General features: G+C 57.4%; 17 protein-coding genes and 1 other RNA gene. 6 read left to right on the top strand and 12 right to left on the bottom strand.

The window, feature by feature from the left end:
• Positions 1 to 82: 82 nt before the first annotated feature.
• The 5 genes from radC to CQ041_RS26590 form a co-directional block, all read right to left on the bottom strand.
• Positions 83 to 580, bottom strand: coding sequence for a DNA repair protein RadC (gene radC, locus CQ041_RS15475; RefSeq protein WP_105523309.1), 498 nt, complete (start codon positions 578 to 580; stop codon positions 83 to 85).
• Positions 581 to 633: 53 nt separating this feature from the next.
• Positions 634 to 1554, bottom strand: coding sequence for a hydrolase or metal-binding protein (locus CQ041_RS15470; protein ID WP_105523308.1), 921 nt, complete (start codon positions 1552 to 1554; stop codon positions 634 to 636).
• 106 nt (positions 1555 to 1660) lie between these two features.
• On the bottom strand, positions 1661 to 2665 hold the full coding sequence (locus CQ041_RS15465) for a YqaJ viral recombinase family protein (protein ID WP_105523307.1): 1005 nt from the start codon (positions 2663 to 2665) through the stop codon (positions 1661 to 1663).
• Positions 2666 to 2745: 80 nt separating this feature from the next.
• Positions 2746 to 3714 (bottom strand): DUF932 domain-containing protein, encoded by a 969-nt coding sequence (locus CQ041_RS15460; protein WP_105523306.1) that lies wholly within the window; start codon positions 3712 to 3714, stop codon positions 2746 to 2748.
• A 55-nt stretch (positions 3715 to 3769) separates the two neighbouring features.
• The gene (locus tag CQ041_RS26590; RefSeq protein ID WP_105523305.1) at positions 3770 to 4099 is read right to left on the bottom strand and encodes a hypothetical protein; all 330 of its coding nucleotides are present in this window, start codon (positions 4097 to 4099) and stop codon (positions 3770 to 3772) included.
• A gap of 205 nt (positions 4100 to 4304) precedes the next feature.
• Between CQ041_RS26590 and CQ041_RS15450 the strand changes: the two genes are divergently transcribed.
• Complete coding sequence (locus tag CQ041_RS15450) at positions 4305 to 6452, top strand: McrB family protein (RefSeq protein WP_256586799.1); 2148 nt, start codon at positions 4305 to 4307, stop codon at positions 6450 to 6452.
• Positions 6452 to 8983, top strand: coding sequence for a hypothetical protein (locus CQ041_RS15445; protein ID WP_105523303.1), 2532 nt, complete (start codon positions 6452 to 6454; stop codon positions 8981 to 8983). Before CQ041_RS15450 ends, CQ041_RS15445 begins: the two co-directional genes overlap by 1 nt.
• Before the next feature lie 204 nt (positions 8984 to 9187).
• Here CQ041_RS15445 and CQ041_RS15440 read toward each other — a convergent pair whose 3' ends face one another.
• The 5 genes from CQ041_RS15440 to CQ041_RS15420 form a co-directional block, all read right to left on the bottom strand.
• Entirely contained in the window at positions 9188 to 10444 is a 1257-nt protein-coding gene (locus CQ041_RS15440) for an integrase domain-containing protein (RefSeq protein WP_105523302.1), read from the bottom strand.
• A gap of 184 nt (positions 10445 to 10628) precedes the next feature.
• Positions 10629 to 11025: a transfer-messenger RNA gene (ssrA, locus tag CQ041_RS15435) on the bottom strand.
• A 104-nt stretch (positions 11026 to 11129) separates the two neighbouring features.
• Positions 11130 to 11408: a hypothetical protein gene (locus CQ041_RS15430; RefSeq protein WP_105523301.1), complete on the bottom strand. Its 279-nt coding sequence runs from the start codon at positions 11406 to 11408 to the stop codon at positions 11130 to 11132.
• Positions 11409 to 11543: 135 nt separating this feature from the next.
• On the bottom strand, positions 11544 to 14354 hold the full coding sequence (locus CQ041_RS15425; protein ID WP_105523300.1) for an FAD-binding and (Fe-S)-binding domain-containing protein: 2811 nt from the start codon (positions 14352 to 14354) through the stop codon (positions 11544 to 11546).
• Positions 14355 to 14424: 70 nt separating this feature from the next.
• The gene (locus CQ041_RS15420) at positions 14425 to 16119 is read right to left on the bottom strand and encodes a lactate permease LctP family transporter (protein WP_105523299.1); all 1695 of its coding nucleotides are present in this window, start codon (positions 16117 to 16119) and stop codon (positions 14425 to 14427) included.
• Between the two features lie 262 nt (positions 16120 to 16381).
• On the opposite strand from CQ041_RS15420, the gene CQ041_RS15415 reads away from it, so the two are divergent.
• Entirely contained in the window at positions 16382 to 17149 is a 768-nt protein-coding gene (locus CQ041_RS15415) for a GntR family transcriptional regulator (protein ID WP_105523298.1), read from the top strand.
• Positions 17150 to 17186: 37 nt separating this feature from the next.
• Here CQ041_RS15415 and smpB read toward each other — a convergent pair whose 3' ends face one another.
• Positions 17187 to 17669 (bottom strand): SsrA-binding protein SmpB, encoded by a 483-nt coding sequence (gene smpB / locus CQ041_RS15410; RefSeq protein ID WP_025857098.1) that lies wholly within the window; start codon positions 17667 to 17669, stop codon positions 17187 to 17189.
• A gap of 166 nt (positions 17670 to 17835) precedes the next feature.
• Between smpB and CQ041_RS15405 the strand changes: the two genes are divergently transcribed.
• Positions 17836 to 18270 carry a type II toxin-antitoxin system RatA family toxin gene (locus tag CQ041_RS15405; protein WP_105523297.1) on the top strand — a complete coding sequence of 145 codons (435 nt, stop codon included), beginning with the start codon at positions 17836 to 17838 and terminating at the stop codon, positions 18268 to 18270.
• The gene (locus tag CQ041_RS15400) at positions 18263 to 18565 is read left to right on the top strand and encodes an RnfH family protein (protein WP_105523296.1); all 303 of its coding nucleotides are present in this window, start codon (positions 18263 to 18265) and stop codon (positions 18563 to 18565) included. The genes CQ041_RS15405 and CQ041_RS15400 overlap by 8 nt, the downstream gene beginning before the upstream one ends.
• Positions 18566 to 18628: 63 nt before the next feature.
• On the opposite strand, the gene CQ041_RS15395 is transcribed toward CQ041_RS15400, so the two are convergent.
• Positions 18629 to 19156, bottom strand: a complete 528-nt coding sequence (locus CQ041_RS15395) for an outer membrane protein assembly factor BamE (RefSeq protein ID WP_105523295.1) — start codon at positions 19154 to 19156, stop codon at positions 18629 to 18631.
• 98 nt (positions 19157 to 19254) lie between these two features.
• On the opposite strand from CQ041_RS15395, the gene fur reads away from it, so the two are divergent.
• A complete protein-coding gene (gene fur / locus CQ041_RS15390; RefSeq protein WP_105523505.1) occupies positions 19255 to 19659 on the top strand; it encodes a ferric iron uptake transcriptional regulator in 405 nt (134 codons plus the stop codon).

Below are 19659 nucleotides of genomic sequence, written 5' to 3'. Positions count from 1 at the left end.
AAATAAGTGAGGGGAGTTTCCCTGCCGATGACTGCCCTAGCATCAGCCAAGGGCAGTCTATCGGGCGGTGTGAGCCTAGGCGTTATAGGTAACCTCGTTCAGCCAGCGATACGCAGCCTTCGTGGCCTACAACGATATGATCCAGCGTCTGTGTGCCAATCATGTTGAGGGCGTTCTTGAGGGTGGTGGTCAGCGTGCGATCGGCCTGGCTGGGTTCGGGATCTCCAGAAGGATGGTTATGCACCAGTATCACGGCTGCTGCGTTGTGCTCTAGGGCGATCTTGACCACTTCCCTTGGGTAAACGCTGGCCCCGTCCAGCGTGCCGCGAAACAGCTCCTGAAATCCGATAATCCGGTGCTTGGTGTCGAGCAGCAGAAGAGCAAAGACTTCGTGCTCATGGTACTGCAGCAGTGTTTGCAGGTGGCTGAAGACCTGCTTCGGCTCAGTCAATGCCCGGCCTTTAGACAGACGACTCATTGCCAGTTGTTGAGCCATACGCAGGATGTCAGCTTCGGTGACCGGGGCTTCCATAACATAGGTACCGGTATCTTCACCGGCTCTGAGCTTGTGATATTTCATGTGGGTCTTCCTGTACGAATGCGTGAGAAAACGGAGGGATCTGAGAAACCCTGTTACTGGACGGTGGGCTTGCCGTTGTGCCGCGTGGCTTGCGACTCCAACTTTTGACCGAGTGAGGGTTTGCCAGGCGCTGCCGGTTGGGCTTTTGGCTCTACATCGCTGGGCAGATCTTCAATGGCGGGGAAGAACTCTTCGACGATGGCGCCGGTGTCCTCCTCGCTGTCTTCAAATGCCCCATTGTTAAAGCCTTGCCGGGCCGCGTGATCCAAGGCGCTCTGGTCAAAGCCCGCGGCTTGCCGGGTTTCCTCCAATTGCTTGGCTGCCAGTAAGGCGTCTTTTAGGGTCAGTCCATTGCGTACCGTAATGTCCACGTAGAAGATCGGCGTGCCATGGCTTTGCCGGGTGGATTTACCGCGTAAACGCAACTCCAGCGGCAGGCAGGCGAGGCGATCGCCGGAGATGGCTTGCAGGTAATGCAGACGCGCTGCCAGAGTGCGGATGCTGTTGTAGCCTGTGGTGCGAAAGACAAAACTGCCCAGCGGATCGTCATCGCCAATCACTACGTTGAGCCGGCCGTAAGGCTTGCAGGCTCCGCCTTGCGCCAGTGAGCAGCCATCCGGAGAAGGGCAGGGCAATGCCTGAATGCCGTCCTCGGTCAAACGCTTGCAGGTCAGGCCGTTGCCGACGCATAAAGGTCGGCCAGTGGTGCGGTCGAACAGGCTGTAGTCAGCCCGAAAGTTCAGGTCAGGCTCGTTGAACAGCAGCCGGATTGGAATGCTGCGCAGTTTGCCGTCCTGGCCATTACGCAGCTCCTCATTGAGGGGGTGCAGCAGCCAGCCGTCACGGCTCTGTACTTGGGAGGTAAGGGTGAATTGATCGTCCTTTTCCGGTAGACGCTTTCCGTTCTTTTCGACGAGCTTGCCAATGGATATTCGGCCCAAAATCGGCGGAGTGATGGCTAAACCTTTGAGCATGGGAGTTCTCCTGTGTCTGAAATAAAAACGCCACCGAGACCGCGTAGACGGCCAGGGTGGCGTTGGAGAGAAAGGGCATGGGAATAAGGGAAGCGCGAACGAGCGTTCAGGCCAGTAGAAAACGCCGACAGCCGGTTTTTGTGGTCGAGTAGCGCACTTGCAGGTAGGGCTTTTCTTTCAGCAGGCGGGGGATATCCAGTGCCACGCTGTCTTTGGCTTTCCTCCACGTGATGCTGCCGGTTGCGAAGGTCGCCCGACTGGCATCACCCATGGCCTGTTGCAACGTTTGCTTGAGCTGAGCTTCCTGCTTCTCCTGCAGAGCAATCGATCCTCGCACTCTCTGCAGTTCGGTAAAGGTCGTACAGAGCAGCGCGTCCTGGCTGAAGTCCAGGCTTTGCCCACTGTCCTGTGGATACAGGCAGCGCAACGCCTGCTCCGCCGAGGCCGATCCGTCGGCCGGAGGTGGGGTATCACTGACCACGTAATCCCAGAACAACCGCTCCAGGTCGATCAGCCGAGCAATCAGCGACTCGTCCCGTTCGATGCGATGGATCTCCAGGTGCTGGCCACCCAGCAGCACTGCCACATCGGCTGCCTGCTTGCCAGTCACGGCCAGTTGGTGCATCACTTGCAACTGAACATACTCCGGCACGCCCTCTTTCCAGAGGCGTGCGCCGTTTATGCCAGCAGTTTTACATTCAAGGATCTGTACCTCTGGCGCACCGATGACCTCGCGGTCGATGTTGGCCAGCATCCAGGCCAGTTTGGAATCAGGATGCTGCAGCACCGCATTGACCCGGCGGACCCGATGACCACTGCGCCGGGTGTAATGTGTTGCGACAATCGGCTCCAGGATATTGCCCCAATAAGCCGGACTTTCCTCATCCTGCGGATCGAGCTTGGGCAGTGAGGTGTCACGGCCGGTTTTCTCCAGCCACAGCTCCAGCTGGGATTTGTACGGGTTCAGGCCCACGGCTGCGGCGGCATCCGAACTGCCGATGCCTTGTTTGCGTACGGCCAACCATTCCTCTCGTGGCAATTGTTTGGTGCCCACTAGGCGCAGCGCAGGCCGTAGTTTGCTCCTGGTTTGTTGCAGAGTTTGCGTGCCCATGATGTTTTCCTGTGCGGCATAAAAACGCCCGGCCAGCAGAAGCTGACCAGGCGTTTTAATAGTTGAGTAAGTGAGTGGAGCTAGGCGGCGAGCTCCAGTGCGGCCTGCAAGGCGCGTTGTTTGATCACAGCGCCTTGGCCAAACCAGGCCGAGTCCATGCGGTATTCAGCACTCCTGGCGCGTCGCTCGTGATCGACATACTCGGTCACGGCGTTGAGCAAGCCCCACGCAGTTCCTTGGGCTGATTCAAGCGTTGCTCCCCGACCCTCGCCTTCGTACAGCCCTTGGACTTTGCGCAGTGCGCGCTCGTTCGGCAGGACTTCGGGTAGTTTGCTGTTGGGGGTTACGTCACACAGCACGTTCATGAAAAAGCCCATCGCTTCATGCCAATGCACCTTGCGTTCAGCCAGTGCTCGCATGCGGTACATAAACTCGTCCCACTGGGAGACGGCGATGCCCAACTGCTTTTTCACTGCCTGCGGATCGAAGCGGGTGTTATGTGGCACCTTGATCACGCGGGTGGTGCCATCCAGGGCGATGGTCAGCGTGTTATTGCAGACCACACGTACGGTGGTGGGGGTTGCGGTGGTGGCCAAGGTGCCATCACAGGAGGTGGCCAGCAGCAGGTAGCCATTCACCTGGTCGTTGCCCTTCAACGCCGTGCCTTGCCCAGTACGGGCCAGAGCCCAGAACTTGCGACCGCCTTTGAGCACTCCGGCGGTTTCCAGCTCGTAGCCCGAGACCTCAGTCAGATCGCGATAGAACTCCAACACTTCACGGGGCTGCACCACCTGGTAGCGGTTGGAGACCACTGACAAGGGGGCCTTGGTGTCGGAGCGATACAGCACCTTCTGTTCAGGGAAAGAGTGAATTGAGCCCAGAACACCGATGCTGTCGGACTTGAAATGCACCGGGCTGTCCTGGATCTTCCAGTCCATGCCCGCTTCGCGCTGCCAGACTTCGAGCGGTTGTTGGGGCGATAGGCGACTGCCCAGGCCATGCCAGGGAGTTTCACCAACGTAAGCCATTTGTTCGATGAGGTGTGCCATGGGAATGACTCCTGCGAAATGAATGGAAAAGAGCGTGGCTTCAACAAACAACGAACTAACGGTTGATGCTGAAGCTGTAGCCGCATTCCAGGCACTGATAGCTATCCAGCACCTTCTCATCAATCTGTTCACCCAGTGTGGCCCCAGCGATCCCGCCGGCAGCACCACCAAACAACCCTCCGAGTATGGCGCCAGCGATACTACCCACAGCAATCCCAACAGGCCCGCCGACTATGCCGAGTACTGCACCGGCCTCCGCTCCCGACAGGGCTCCGGCGGCCCCACTGACTGCACCTCCTGCAGCGCCAATCAACCCACCCGTTTGCTTACCGATATTTTTCTTTGCGACACGTCCAGAATTGCAGCTAGGGCAAGGGGCATACATACGTAAATCCTCTCAAGTGATGAGCGTACTAGCCAAAAAGCAGGCACGCCAAATCCCTACCGCAGTTACTACGGTGGGCGTTCACAGAGGTGATATAGGTCTGAGTTTTTTTTGATTGGTATTCCAAGCCGCAATTAGTTGAAAACACGCGTCAGATCGACGAGGGTAGCCAGATCCAAATGAGTGTTTGGTCTTAGGTGAGCATGTGACAACCGATTCAATGCAACAGGATGGTGTCAGCGCTGCGAGCGGGGAAGGTTATGCCGAGGAGTTACCATCGCTCGGGTGGTCGGAGGAGGACCTACGGTACTATCTTGCTCAAGTATGGGGCCAGCGTGATCCCTTACACTTAAGAGTCATTGGCCGGTTACAGCTGGCCGAAGGGAAAACCTTCGGGTTTCTCGTAGATCTGCATCATGCCGAAACAGGCATCAGGCTGCCCCCACCACTAAAAAACGCCAGCGTGCGCCAATCAGTATTTGTGCCGCCCTCCGAACTCAGCAGAATCCAGAAACTTGGGCGAATTGAGAGCTTCGCGTCCGCGGAGTTGGATCTGTCACCCTTGGATGAACGAAAAAAACGCGGCGACCCGTTTGGCTGCATGGTTCATCCTGAAACGCTAGAACCACTAAGCCACATCCCTGAAAGTTGGTGGAGTATCAAAAACATCCAATCAGAAGCGATGCCGCTAGTAGTGACAAAGGTGCGTGAGGCTATAGAGGACCGGTTGCAACGTGAGACTTCTGAAGCTGGAGATAAATTGCTCGCTGCACAATTAGCTCTCGAAGTCGCTGCTCAGAATAAGAAATTGCTCGACGATGAGTATGGGCGAATCGGGCTGGAAGTCGATCAGCGAATGGATCGTATCGCGGCTCTCGACACAGAGTTCGTGCAGAGGAAAAATACATTGGAAACTAGGTTTCGAGAGCTGGAAGCTTTTCTCCAGGATAGGAGTGAGCGCATGGTCGCGCTCAATCTCATCGACAGGGCTGATCTGGAGAAAGTTTTTCCCCTTATAGGGGCGCCTGATACCCGAGAAGGGCATCGCCTTCGGGAGGCGCTTGCCGGAAACCTCCAACGACTGGCTTCGTACATCCAGGCGTTTCTTTGGCGTAAGGGTATCCTCTACACCCGCGCGCAATTGCTCGACTTCATCACCCTGTTACGCACCAACGACTTGATCGTGCTCGCCGGGGATTCGGGATCCGGCAAGACCAACTTGGTGAAGTCTGTGGCCTCCGCTGTCGGGGGGCGCTGCACAATTGTGCCGGTAAAACCCAACTGGACCGGCTCGGACGACCTGCTGGGTTACTACAACCCAATTGAGCGGCGCTACCACCCGACGCAATTTCTGCTGGCACTGCTGGATGCCGCGCGCGAGCCAGAAATTCCGCACTTCATCTGCCTCGACGAAATGAACCTCGCCCGCGTGGAGTACTACTTTGCCGACTTCCTGAGTTTGCTTGAAACTCGAGGCGAGGCTCCCTGGATCCACCTGTACTCATCGGCGGAGGAGCGTCAGGCCGTAATCGATAACAAAATTTTCTTAGCGCTTGAGGAAGAGGCCAGGAAGCGTGCTGGCCTGCCGGGCGACGCCTCGTTCAGCGATATTCTAATGAATGATCAGGCCAACCTCGAGCTTCGCAGGCTAGCGGGCTTCCAAGACGCTGACACTTTACTCAATCACCATGCGAAGATCAGGCGTTCGCTCTCGGGACTGATCGACGTTCCCGCCGGATTCCGGTTTCCACCTAACGTCTGGATCATCGGGGCGATCAACGTGGACGAGACCACGCACTATCTCTCACCAAAAATTCTTGACCGTGCGCACGTCATGCGGTTCCGCAATCCCGTGTTAATGGACTGGGATGAGGTTGAGGGCGAGCTGGAGAAGTTCGACCTAGACTTGGATCTACCGATGAACATTCTGGCCGCTGATATCGGTTTCCGCGCCGAGTATCCGACCTTCGATCAGACCGACCCGAAGGTTAAGCTGTTGGTAGGTCTGGCGCGGGACTATCTCGATCCGCTGGGCATTGAGTTCGGCCTGCGGGCAATCCGGCAATCGCTCAACTACATCCGTAGGGGGGAGGAAGCCGAGATTGGAGATTTAGCTGCTTTGAATAACGTCGCGGTACACAAGATTCTTCCCAAAATCATCCTCGATTTAGAGAAGGTTTCGAACAATGGGCAGAAGCGACGGGATGTGCTGATCGGCCTCAGGGATTCACTGGCACAAGCCTTAATTGGTCTTGACCTGAGCCAGGTGACCGAGTCTGCTGTTGAGTCTTTGGATGAGTTGATCGCTCGCGCAGAAGGCAATAACGGCATCGCCAACTTCTGGACTCGGTAATGCCTCCGGAAATCGAAGCCCGCTATCTGACGATTGACTGGCAGTCGGAAGGTGTCGCCCGGGCAATAGAGGTTGCGCCGGTTTCGCTGGAGATAGAGCCTCGCACTGATGGTGAGTTTGTTGTTGAGAGCGTGATCTTCAACGATTTTCAACCGTGGCTCGGTATTCGCGTCGGGCCCGGGTTTGAAGACGTGATGCCTGTTTTCGTGACGGCGCTGGGGCAGGAAACTCCTATGTTGCAGGTTGCAGATCCACGGGGCGGTGGATTCTGGTGGTTGCGAAATGATGGTTGGGATCATGCCGGCAAGCGTCATCTGAGCGAGCTTCAACGGAGTGCAGGCGTCTACAACATCCGGATAGACGACTTAACGCTACGGGTTGAAAATCGTCTTTCGACCTTCGGTCGCGCCGACATCCAGGCGTATATAGATGACTTTCGGGGCGATCTTCTCTGGATGATCATGAACGATTCCGCCGGAGCCACAGCAACGGGCAAAGGTGCCGGAGCTGGGACCGAGTTCGCTGATGCGCTAAAAGAGTTACATACTGCGTCGCACAGGGTGCTGGCATCTCCAGCTGTCAATATCCGGGAGGGACAGGCGCAGCAGCCTCTTGCGAAGTTGCGTCCAAACACGGTGACCTTTCGCGAGTATGCGCGTAATCCAACAGCCCGCCAGCTCACGGGTCGGGTCTTCAATGAGTCGGCGGACACCGCCGAGAACCGCTATCTACGACATGTATTGGCGGTTTCCCTCAAAGTGGCTGATGCCTATGTTTCGGCAGCCTCGCTGCAGTCTAGCTTTCTTGACAGGCTAGCTTCACAGGAGAGTGAGCGCGCCCGTCGCGATCGTGAAATGGAGATGCGTCCTGTTGAGCCCGAGGTGTTCGATCAGCAGACGGAAGAGATCAAGCGCAAGCTGGATGCGCTTGCGGACTTCAAGAGCCGGTCGGGACATGAGGCGGATCTAGTTGGTCGATTTCCGATTCGTTTGGGCAAAAGGTATTTTGATCACTTTGCTTTTTATTACACGCCACAGGATGCCATGGCGAGCAATGTAGCCAGCCCTGTCGACTACAGAGTGGTTGTGCTGCCTAAGGATTTGTTTGAGCTAATTCTCGGAGCACATCACTTCTGCAAAAACTTTACGCTCACAGGGAGCGTGGACTCCCGCGTGAGGGATACGTCCAAAGGGCAACAATTTCGCGAGATCACCTTCACCTCGGTGCAAGAGGTTTTGCCGCAAACGGACGTCCTTGAGAAAAGGGCTGGAAAGAGACGAGGCTTGGAAAAAAACAACTGGCTTGTTCGTCTTTCTCGTAATGAGCTGCGTGAGCTTAATCGCGAGGCGGGTATAGGCGAGCGACGCGCAGAAAAATCTCTGGAAAAGAAGAGAGTTATTTCTTTGTCAGTTGAGGAAATAGGGCGGTGGGCGCGAAAGTTGACGGAAACTGACGCAGGCTTTGACTGCCTCGGAATTTCACGCAGTTCGAATTTCCCGTTGGGAATGCGGTTCGTCTCCAACCCGGATTATGCTACCTGTGTGGCGGCATTTAATAAGGTTCGCGAACTCTTCAATCGCGGCGGCCTAGATCTGTCGAAACTGGAAGAGATCAGCAGCATAGGGATCCTTCATACCAGTGACATCTATGAAAAATGGTGCCTGCTTAAGATCTTCATGCTGCTGATGCATGACTTCCGGTTCGAGCCGGAACGTGGCTGGGAAGAGAAGCTGGTTGCGACCTCGCTCGAGCGCGCAAGTAACGTCAGGTTCGAGTTTTCGCGCGACGACCTGGAAATGAAGGTCACCCTCAACTGCCAGGCAGAAATGTCCACGGGTCGACGGCCTGATTTTATTCTAGAGGTTATCTATACGGGCAAGGAACAATCTAGGCGTTTCGATCGCGAAAGTGGGCGGCGCGGCGGCATAGTGATGGACGCCAAGTTCAGGAGCAACTGGAAGAGAGATGGGCTGAACCGTATGCTTGACGAGCTGGTCCTGGCGAAAGGCTATGACAAGGCGGTGGAAAGCGGAAGGGTTTTCATCCTGCAGCCCTGCGAGTTCACCGCACGTCCCGCGGCGTCACCCCTCGAATGGGGGGCGCATTGTGATTACGGCAGGACGCAATCCCATCGTCAGGGCTGGATACAGACGGGAGTATCGTCTTCCGGGGCGCGCTCGACCCAGCACCTCAAACGCCTGCTGGCGATGGTATTCCAGAGTTCATTTCCTGAGCCGCAGGAAGAACACGATGATTATGGCAACAAAACATGGACATCCCGCAGCTTCTGTCTTGGCTGCGGCGAACGCCATGTAGCGATCGAGGCAAAGAGTACTCAAAGCGGGGCGACGAGATGGCTTCTTGACTGCAAACGCTGCGGGGTGTGGAGTGTCAGAACCCATTGCTACGACTGCGCCGCTCCGCTGTTCAAGAACGGCACGATTTGGACGTACCACAACACTGTCGCCGATCAGGTGACCAATGTGATCTGTCCTAGCTGTGGCTCTTATTTTGATAGGGAGTTCAGTTAGTCATCAACCTCAAGAAGCGGCCGCCAATTGCGCATGGATCGTGTCCAGCTTCTCACGTTCGGCCCTCCATCACCTGCTGGAGGGCGGATGGGCTTAGTTCGGATGTTGGGGAGGCATATGTAATCATGGCCGCTCTTGGCCGAATCTTCATTTGATCATGGCCAGCGCCATTACGCCGACCACAGGCCGCTCTTGGCCGGTAGATCAGCGTATCGGAACAACTTTTCTGTCCCTACTCTCGTGTACTGCCGACACGGAAAGGTTTCCAGTCGCTGCCGCCTGAATATGCTCGCTCCACCAGATCATCATGGGGCGTCTGCGTTCGATATAGTCCGCGCGATTGTAGGCGCTGCGAACCTCGTCCTTGTCCACATGGGCAAGCGCCACCTCGATCAACTCAGGATCCCAGCCGTGCTCGTTGAGGATGGTGCTAGCCATTGAGCGCATGCCATGGCTTACCAGGCGCCCTTCGAAGCCCATGCGCTTCAGCGCCATGTTGGCTGTCTGGCTGTTGCAGTGGGTGCGAGGGTTCCGGTCTGCGGGGAAGACATACTCCCGGTGTCCACTGTAGGGTTTAATCGCTTCCAAGAGCGACAGAGCCTGCTCCGTGAGAGGAATGATGTGTATCCGACGTTTCTTCATGCGCTCCGCCGGTATAGTCCAGATCTTCTTTTCGAAGTCGATATCAGCCCAGCGGGAAGTGGCAGCCTCGGCTGGCCGAGTCATGGTGTGAAGTTGCCACTCAATTAGGCAGCGTGTAGTTCTTTTTATGCTGGCATTGGCAATTTCCACCATGAGCTCTTTCAGCTCATCGGGCGCAAGGGCCGCCATGTTTTTCTTTTTGGGCTTTTTGAAGACGGAGCGAATTCCACTGAGCGGATTCGCGTGAATCAATCCCGAATTGACACCATAGGTCATGATCTCATTGAGGCGTTGGGTTAGACGTTTAACGGTTTCGAGACTGCCCTTCGTCTCGAGGGGGCGCAGCAAATTTATGACTTTCGGGGCAGTGATAGCAGAGATTGGGGTGGTGGCCAGATCAGGGAAGACATGCAGCGTGAGGGAGCGCCAAATATCCTCGGCGTATGCAGGGGTAACTGAATCCTTTTTGAGCTCGAACCATGCTGCCGAGATATTTTCGAAAGTGTGTTCCGTGGCTGCTTTTTTCGCGTGCCGCTCGGCGTCGCGTTTCTCTTTAGGGTCCAGCCCCTGGGCGACGAGCTCTCTCGCTTCCACGGTTCTCTTGCGTGCTTGAGCCAGACTTACCTCAGGGAAGGTGCCCAATCCCATATTTATCCGCTTTTTCGTCACGGGTTGGATGTAGTTGAAATTCCATAGCTTTGAGCCATTGATTCTCACTCGCATCTGAAGGCCGTTGCCGTCGGTGAGTATGTAGTCCTTTTCCTTTGGCTTCGCGGCTTTGACTTTTAGGTCTGAAAGGCGCGTGGCTTGGGCCCCCATGGTGTATTCCAGTGCTGTTTATGTATTCCAAAAAATAGCAGGTGAGGGCTTGGAATACCACTTGGAATACACGAAATCGTAGATAGTCACGGATGCTGGTGGACGCTCGTAGACTCTAAACCCCTGTATTTACTAGATTTCAGGCACAAAAAAAGACGTCCGTGGACGTCTTTAGATGAAAACTTGGTGGAGCCGGGGGGATTTGAACCCCCGTCCGCCAGTACTCCGCTGTCGGTACTACATGCGTAGCCGTTTCTATTAAGTTAACCCTCAGCGACCCGAAGGGCAGGGTGCTTTGGGCGAGTTGTGTAAGTTTTAGCCGCTTCGTCCACAACGTACTGCACGGCGATTCTGTTCTATATGACAATCACTTTGGGTTTACAGACATCCCCTGGTGATTGCTGGACCCGAAGGTACCAGAAGCTCAGGGCTAAGGCTGCTTACGCAGCGAGAGCGAATTCCTGGCCGTAGTTTTCGTCATTGGCAACTATAAGAAGTTGCAACAGTGGATTTACGAGTTCTGTTACCAACTCGGCATGCACCTAAAGTTTCGCAACCGGCGTCGAATCCTAAACGGCCCCGTGCTTGTAACTCGTTGTTTCTTAGTGAGTGACAAGCCTGTGCAGTGTACGCCAAACCGTCACGGAAGGCCAACCCGAAGCTTGGCCTTGCGTGACTGGCGCGGTTATTGGCCGCCTTTGTCGCTGTTCTGCAGGTCTTGCAGGGCCTTGGAGGTGATCTCGATGCACTTCTTGTCATCACCTGCGGCGTGGGCTGCTTTGGCCGAGGACACCGCGGTGTCTATTTCGCCGCTTTTACCGGTGGTATCGGTGGCGAGCAACGCTTTGCCGTTGTTGATTTTGTCCAGGTTGATCTGGCACAGGTCTTTGTCGCCCGCAGCAAAGGCAGGGGAAGCCAGCATCGCAGCGGTAATGAACAAGCCAGCAAGAGCGGAACGCTTCATAGGGTATCTCCTTGCAAAAAGGGCTCGACGCTGCTGGCGTTCAAAGGCAGCCAGCGACATCACTGATGAGCCTCGTTCGCCGAGGCCTATGCAGATGACTGCGCCAGCGCGCAGGGGTTCGGTTTTTTTGCCGGATTAATGCGCGCGGGCCTGGGTGACGCGGTCCACGAGGTAGACCAACCCGTGGTAATCAATGCCGCCATGCTGGCTCAAGCCGATCTCGCAGGTGCGGCTGGTGGAGATGCCTTCGCTGCAATGTTGCACCGCATTCTTTAGGGAGCGCAGTGAGTGGGCGTTAAGCTCCGGCGTGGTGAAGCCTTTGTCGCCGGCGAAGCCGCAGCAGTGGATACCTTCCGGGATGACCACGTTGTTCGAACAGCGTCGGGCGAGGTCGATCAATGCCTGGCTTTCACCGAGGTGCTGGGTGCTACAGGTGACGTGTACGGCGATGGGCGCGTCCTGGGGCGTGAAGTCGAGGCGGTCCATCAGGTGAGTGCGGATGAAGCGAACCGGGTCGTAGAAGTCCAGGCGCGTTTCGCCGAGGTCCTGCACCAGGCGCAGGGTGCACGGGCTGGTGTCGCAGTAGATCGGGTCGAGGCCGCCACGGCTGGCGTGGAGCAAGGCGCCGATGAGTTCCTGGCGCTTGTGCTCGGCCTGTTCGGCGTAGCCCTTTGAGGCAAATGGCTGGCCACAGCACAGGCTGTCCTGATTGTCCGGGAACACCACCTGATAGCCGGCTTTTTTCAGCAGGCCACGGGTTTTATCGTACAGCGACATTTGCTCCTTATCGCCGGCCGCGGGGCCCATGGCGCGTGAGACGCAGGCTGCGAGGTACACCACGCGAGGTCGTTCATCGGTCACGGGCGGGCTGAAGCGGATGGCTTTTTCCGGCTGGGGCATCGCGTTGCTCCACTGCGGGATCTGCCCCTTGGACAACCGGGTCACGGTGGCCGACAGCTTCGCCAGTCGCGGTGCGCCCAGCAGCATGCGGGCACCGTTGGCAACATGCAGGGTGAAACGAGCGCCTTGCAGTGCCGTGGAGAAATGGGAGGCAAGCCAGTCGGCGGTTTTCGGACGGTCGGCTTCACGGCTTCGCAGCTTTTTCACCAGGTCGCCGGTGTTGATTCCTACAGGGCAGCGCTGTGCGCACAGGCCGGTGGCGGCGCAGGTGTCGATACCTTGATAGTGGTAGGCGGCTTCCAGTTCGGTCGTGTCGACACCCGCGCGCTGTTTGGCCTGGATATCGCGCCAGATCACGATGCGCTGGCGGGGGCTCAATGTGAGGCCTTTCGATGGGCACACTGGTTCGCAGAACCCGCACTCGATGCACTTGTCCACAATCTCATCGGCGGCGGGCAACGGCTTGAGGTGCTTGAGGTGGATCTGCGGGTCGCGGCTGAGCACCACATCCGGGTTAAGAATGCCGTTGGGGTCGAGCAGGTGCTTGAGTTGCCACATGAGCTGATAGGCATCGCTGCCCCATTCCAGCTCAACGAAGGGTGCCATGTTGCGGCCAGTACCGTGTTCGGCCTTGAGTGAGCCGCCGAACTCCACGGCGACCAACTGCGCCACGTCGTCCATGAACGCCTGGTAGCGTGCGACTTCTTCCGCGCTGTTGAAGCCTTGGGTGAACACGAAGTGCAGATTGCCTTCCAGCGCGTGTCCGAAAAGGATCGCCTCGTCGTAGTGATGTTTGTCGAATAGCGCGATCAGCCGGTTGACGCCGATTGCCAGTTGTTCCACCGGGAACGTCACGTCTTCGATGATTACCGTGGTGCCGGTTTGACGCACCGCGCCAACGGCGGGGAAGGTGTCTTTGCGGATCGCCCACAGGCGGGCGTTCTCCACCGGGTCCTCGGTAAAATCGACTTGTTTTTCCACCGGAAATTGCGCGAGAGACGCCATGATCAGCGCCAGTTGCTCATGCAGCAAGGAGGTCGATGCTGCGCGGGATTCGATCAACAGTGCGCAGGCATTTTCCGACAGATGTTGTACGAATGCGGGCATGCCTGGTTTGTCCTGTACCGAGCGCATGCTGCGTCGGTCCAGCAACTCAACGGCCGAGACCGGTTGGGTTTTCAATACGGTGACGGCGGTGCAGCAGGTCTCTACGTCTGGAAATACGATCAGCGCAGACGCCTTGTTGGGATGGTCGACCACCGTGTCGTAAGTGACCGCACTGATGAACCCCAGGGTGCCCTCCGAGCCCACGAGCAAGTGGCTGAGGATGTCCAGCGGCTCATCGAAATCCACCAGGGCATTGAGTGACAGGCCGGTGGTATTTTTCAGACGGTATTTATGCCGGATCTTTGCTGCCAGTTCGGAATTTGCCCGCGTCTCTCGTCCCAGTTCTGCCAGGCGTTCGAGCAGTGCGCCGTGTTGCTGACGAAACGCCGCGACGCTCGCCGCCTCTTCGGTGTCCACGCGGCTGCCGTCGGCAAGCACCAGGCGGATGCCTGCCAGGGTGTGATAGGTGTTTTGTGCGGTGCCGCAGCACATGCCGCTGGCGTTGTTGGCGACGATGCCGCCGATCTTGCAGGCATTGATCGATGCCGGGTCGGGACCGATCTTGCGCCCAAATGGCGCCAGCCAGGCATTGGCCTGGGCACCGATCACGCCAGGCTGCAGGCGGATTTGCGTGCCTTGGCCACGAATCTCTCGACCGTTCCAATTATCCCCCAGCACGATCAGGACCGAATCGCTGATGGCTTGTCCGGACAGGCTGGTACCCGCCGCACGAAAGGTCACGGGGACCCGGTCGCGCTGGGCCAGTTGCAGCAGGGACACCACCTCGTCTTCCGACTCCACGCGGATCACCCACTGTGGGATCAGTCGGTAAAAGCTGGCGTCAGTGCCGAATGCGAGGGTGGAAAGAGGATCGTCGAACCGCCGATCTTTCGGAATCAGTTGTGCGACGTCACGTAGGAAAGCAGCAGGCAGGCTCATCGGTCCTCCAGAAATAGCTGACGCCGGACGCATTGTCCGGCGTCGATTCTTACTTTGTGGCGAGCACGTCTCAGTGCACCAGCATACCGGTGAACCAGTAGGCCTGGGCCAGGGTAATCAGGCCCACGATGGTGGCGAAGAACAGGCTGTGCTTGAGGGTGAAGCGGAACAGGTCGGACTCCTTGCCCACCAGGCCCGTGGCCGCGCAAGCCACGGCGATCGATTGGGGCGAGATCATCTTGCCGGTGACGCCGCCGCTGGTGTTCGCAGCCACCAGCAAGGTGTCATTCACACCGATCTGATGCGCGGTGGTGGCCTGCAGCGAGCTGAACAAGGCGTTGGAAGACGTATCGGAACCTGTCAGGAAAACCCCCAGCCAACCGAGGAATGGTGAGAAGAACGGGAACGCTGCACCCGTGCCCGCCAATACCAGGGCCATGGTCGACGACATGCCGGAGTAGTTGGTGACAAAGGCGAACGCCAGCACCATACCGATGGACAAGATCGGCCAGCGCAACTCATAAAAGGTCTCTTTCAAAGTGGTAAGACCTGTTTTGATATCGATCTTCAGCACCAGCATGGATATCAGCGCCGAGAAGAAAATCGCGGTACCCGTTGCTGAAATCGGGTCCAGCTTGAACACGGCCGGGATCGCGGTAGGGTTGGTGACAATTGGCGCCACCTTGACCACCAGTTGGTCCAGGTGTGGAATCGCGAAGTTGAATACCCAGCTGTACATCGAGCCGCCGGCGGCGAACATTGCCTTGAACGGCTTGAGGGTCCAGATCGTGACCAGCACAGTGAGGATCAGGAACGGGGACCAGGCTTTGAAAATCTGACCCAGGCTGTACGGCGATACGACGGTGTTGCGCGGCAAGCCGAAGCCACCGGCGCTGCCAGTAATCGCCACGCCGGAGGTGGCGCCTGCAATCTGGGCGCCTGCGGTGCGCCTGGGTTGCCAGACCTTCAGGAACAGGGTCAGGGAAATCAGGCTGGCCAGAGCCGAGGTGATGTCCGGCAGCTCCGGGCCGATGAAGTTGGACGTGAAGTATTGGGTAACGGCAAAGCTCAGTCCCGCCACCAGCGCGGCCGGCCAGGTTTCGCGCACGCCGCGCAGGCCGTCCATCATGAACACCAGCCAGAACGGGACGAACAGCGAAAGCAGCGGCAATTGGCGGCCTGTCATGGCGCCGATCTTGAACGCGTCGATGCCGGTCACCTGTCCCGCCACGATGATCGGAATGCCCAGCGCGCCGAAAGCCACTGGTGCGGTATTGGCGATCAGGCACAAGCCAGCGGCGTACAGCGGGTTGAAACCCAGGCCTACGAGCAAGGCGGCAGTGATCGCAACCGGCGCACCGAAGCCAGCAGCGCCTTCCAGGAAGGCGCCGAAGCAGAAGCCGATCAGCAGCACTTGCAGGCGTTGGTCGTCGGTGATCGACAGCACCGAGCTGCGAATGACTTCGAACTGGCCGCTCTTGACGGTCAGTTTGTAGAGGAACACTGCCGCGACGATGATCCACGCAATCGGCCAGAGGCCATAGGCAAAGCCGTAGCCTGCGGCGGCGAATGCCATGTCTACCGGCATCTGGAAGGCAAAGATCGCCACCAGGATAGACAGTGCCAATGTAATGCTGCCTGCCACGTGGCCTTTGAGGCGGAACACGGCCAGGGCCAGGAAGAAGAATACGATCGGGATAACGGCGGCCAGTGCGGACAGGCCGAGGCTGCCGAGCGGGCTGTAGAGCTGTTGCCAGGTTTGCATGTGGGGTGGCCCCTAATTGTTGTTGGTCAGGCAGTGCTAAGTCGACTTGGATAATTGGTATTACCAATTTACAGTCGCTGGTGGCTAGGTTAAAAGCCTTCATAGGGGTGTGTCAATTTGCCGCCCGCAAAACGTTGGTCGTAGGCGGGCGAGGTGCTCGTGCTGAACGGATAAAACGAAGACGTTCTGATAGGTGTCGTGCGAGCCGTGATCGGCGAGAATAGAGGGCCCGGCGGGTGGTCGGGATGGTGGAGAGTGAGCTATGGGGTTTGATCAGGTGCGTCAGCGCCGTTTGTCTGACGATATCGTCGAGCAGCTCGAGGGCATGATTCTCGAGGGCACGTTGAAGTCAGGCGAACGTTTGCCGGCCGAACGCGCATTGGCTGAGCAATTTGGCGTGTCGCGCCCCTCGTTGCGGGAAGCGATCCAGAAGCTGGCGGCCAAAGGCTTGCTGGTCAGTCGCCAGGGGGGAGGCAATTATGTGGCCGAATCTCTGGGCTCGACATTCAGCGATCCGCTGCTGCATTTGCTGGAAAACAACCCGGAAGCCCAGCGCGATTTGCTGGAGTTCCGTCAGACCCTTGAGGCGTCCTGCGCGTATTACGCCGCTTTGCGTGCAACTGAGGTTGATCGCGAACGGCTGACCGCTGCATTCGAAGCGCTGCAAGATTGTTACACCCGGTCTGATGAGGTGAGCCGGGCGGAGGAGGGCGCTGCGGATGCGCGTTTCCACTTGGCTATCGCTGAAGCCAGTCATAACGCAGTGTTGCTGCATACCATTCGTGGCCTGTTCGACCTGCTCAAGCGCAACGTGGTGACTAACATCGGTGGCATGTACCAGCAACGCACGGAAACCCGCGACATGCTGATCAACCAGCATCGGGATCTGTACCTGGCGATTATCGAGGGGAGGGCCGAGCAGGCTCGGGAGGTTTCAACACGTCACCTGCTGTATGTGCAGGAAGTGTTGGAGGAAGTGCGTCAGGAGGTTCAGCGCGTGGCGCGTGCGGAGCGGCGCAAGGGGACGTAGCCGAGGGTGTGTTCCCAGGGCTACATCGCAGCAGGAGTTAGTCTTCCTTGCCCTTGTTGCGGACGGCGCGGTGCAGTTCACGGTTGGAATCGCGCTCGCGCTCGGTATCACGCTTGTCGTATTCCTTCTTGCCCTTGCCCAAGGCGATCTCGCATTTGACCAGGTGCTTGCTCCAATACCAGGACAGGCAGACGCAGGCATAGCCCTTCTGCTGTACGGCCGCGGCAAGCTTGTCGATTTCGCGGGCATTGAGCAGCAGCTTGCGCGTGCGCACCGGGTCGGCAATCACGTGGGTGCTCGCGGTGGTCAGCGGGGTGATATGACTGCCGAGCAGCCAGGCCTCGCCATCCTTGAGCAGCACATAGCTGTCGACCAGCTGCAGCTTGCTGGCGCGCAGACTCTTTACTTCCCAGCCGGCCAGGACCAGACCAGCCTCGAAACGATGCTCGATGAAGTAATCGTGTCGCGCCTTTTTATTTTGCGCGATGGTCCCTGTAGGGTGTTTCTTTTGTTTAGCCATAGGGGCGGCATTATAGGGAGTTGCGAGCGTGTCGGCTACGGTCAACCTGCGTGCTTGAGCGTGTTGGATGAATCCCGGACAATACGGGCTGTTCTTTGCTTTTTTTCTTTCGCGGATTGGGCTGTTTTTCCGCGATGTTTGCCTCAGCAGTGGAAATAACGCACACATGACGACGCATATTCAACGTTCAGCGCTGCTGCCTTACCCGGCACAGGCGCTCTATGATCTGGTCAACGACGTGGCGCGTTATCCGGAATTCCTGCCTTGGTGCTCAACGTCCGACGTTCTGGAAAGCAGTGACGAGCATATGGTTGCCAGTGTGGGTGTGGCAAAGGGTGGCTTGAGCCAGCACTTTGTAACGCGAAATGTGCTGGTGCCAGGGAAGTCCATTGAAATGAATCTTCAGGAAGGGCCGTTCACCCAACTGCATGGCGTATGGGTGTTCAAGGCGCTGACGGATAAAGCCTGCAAGATCAGCCTGGACCTGTCCTTTGATTACGCCGGGCCCATCGTGCGCGCCACCTTGGGGCCTTTGTTCAATCAGGCGGCCAATACGCTGGTGGATGCATTCTGCCAGCGTGCCAAACAATTGCATGGTTGAGATTGAAGTGGTGTATGCGGCCGTCGATCGCCAGTTGTTGCTGACGGTGAAGGTGCCTGCGGGTACCAGCCTGCGTGCTGCGGTGCAGGCATCAGGCATGGCAACGCAATTTCCGGAGCTCGATGTGGCTAGCTGCCCTTTGGGGATATTCGGCAAGGTCGTCGCGGATCCTGAAGAGCGGACTGTACAGGCAGGTGATCGCATTGAGATTTACCGCCCATTGCTGGCCGACCCCAAAGAAGTGCGCAGGCTGCGTGCGGCAAAGGCCGCGTTGGCCAAGCAGCAGCGTCACTAAGGTTGCCAAATGGCAGGCAACAAAAAGCCCGGCATGCCGGGCTTTTTGTTGAGCGACGCAATGTTACTGCGGGCTGGTGTCCAGAGGCTCTGGTGTCGGGACCGGCACTGTTTCCACGCCGTCGACGTCTTTCTGGATCCTGTCGAGCAAAGAGCCGGGCTTGGCCGGCACTTCGGATTTCGGCTGCTCGCTGTCCTGCGCTGGCGCAGTCACGTTGGTGCCGTTGTCCTTGCCGAGGAGGGCCTCATCACGGCTGACGCCGGGCATGAAGTCGCCAGACAAGCTCACAAGCTGGTCATTGCCATTGAAAATGACGCTGACGCGTTCCTGCTGGCGTTCACCGCCACCAGGCTGGATGCTGTAGAGATAATCCCAGCGATCAGCATGGAAAGTGTCGGTCAGCAGGGGGTTACCCATGATAAACCGTACTTGCCGTCGGGTCATTCCGGGGCGTAACTGGTCTATCATGTCCTGCGTGACGACATTGCCCTGCTGGATGTCGATTTTGTAAACCCCGGGGAATGAACAACCGGCGAGTGCGAGCAGTCCCACAAAGGTGAAACTGGTTAGCAAGAGCTTGGTGTTTTGCATCGGTGGGCGACTTCCACTATCTTGGCTGGGACAACGTAAACGCCGATCATACCCGTATTAAGAGAAGCTGCGAAGCAGCATCCGCGAGAAAGCTAACCATGGTTGAAAATAGCGAACTACGCAAAGCCGGTCTTAAAGTGACTCTGCCACGAGTCAAGATTCTACAAATGCTCGATTCTGCCGAGCAGCGCCACATGAGTGCCGAGGATGTCTACAAGGCACTGATGGAGGCGAGTGAAGATGTCGGCCTGGCTACTGTTTATCGAGTGCTGACCCAGTTTGAAGCCGCAGGGCTGGTGGTTCGTCATAATTTCGACGGCGGTCACGCGGTGTTTGAATTGGCTGATGGCGGCCACCACGACCACATGGTTGATGTGGAAACGGGTCAGGTTATCGAGTTCACCAACCCGGAAATCGAACGTCTCCAAAAGACGATCGCCGAGGAGCACGGTTACGAGTTGGCGGATCACAACCTGGTTCTTTACGTGCGTAAGAAAAAGTAA

This window comes from Pseudomonas sp. MYb60 (assembly GCF_002979555.1).
Taxonomy (GTDB): domain Bacteria; phylum Pseudomonadota; class Gammaproteobacteria; order Pseudomonadales; family Pseudomonadaceae; genus Aquipseudomonas.
Note: the sequence above shows the minus strand (reverse complement) of the source record. Positions and strands in the feature narration are given on the sequence as shown.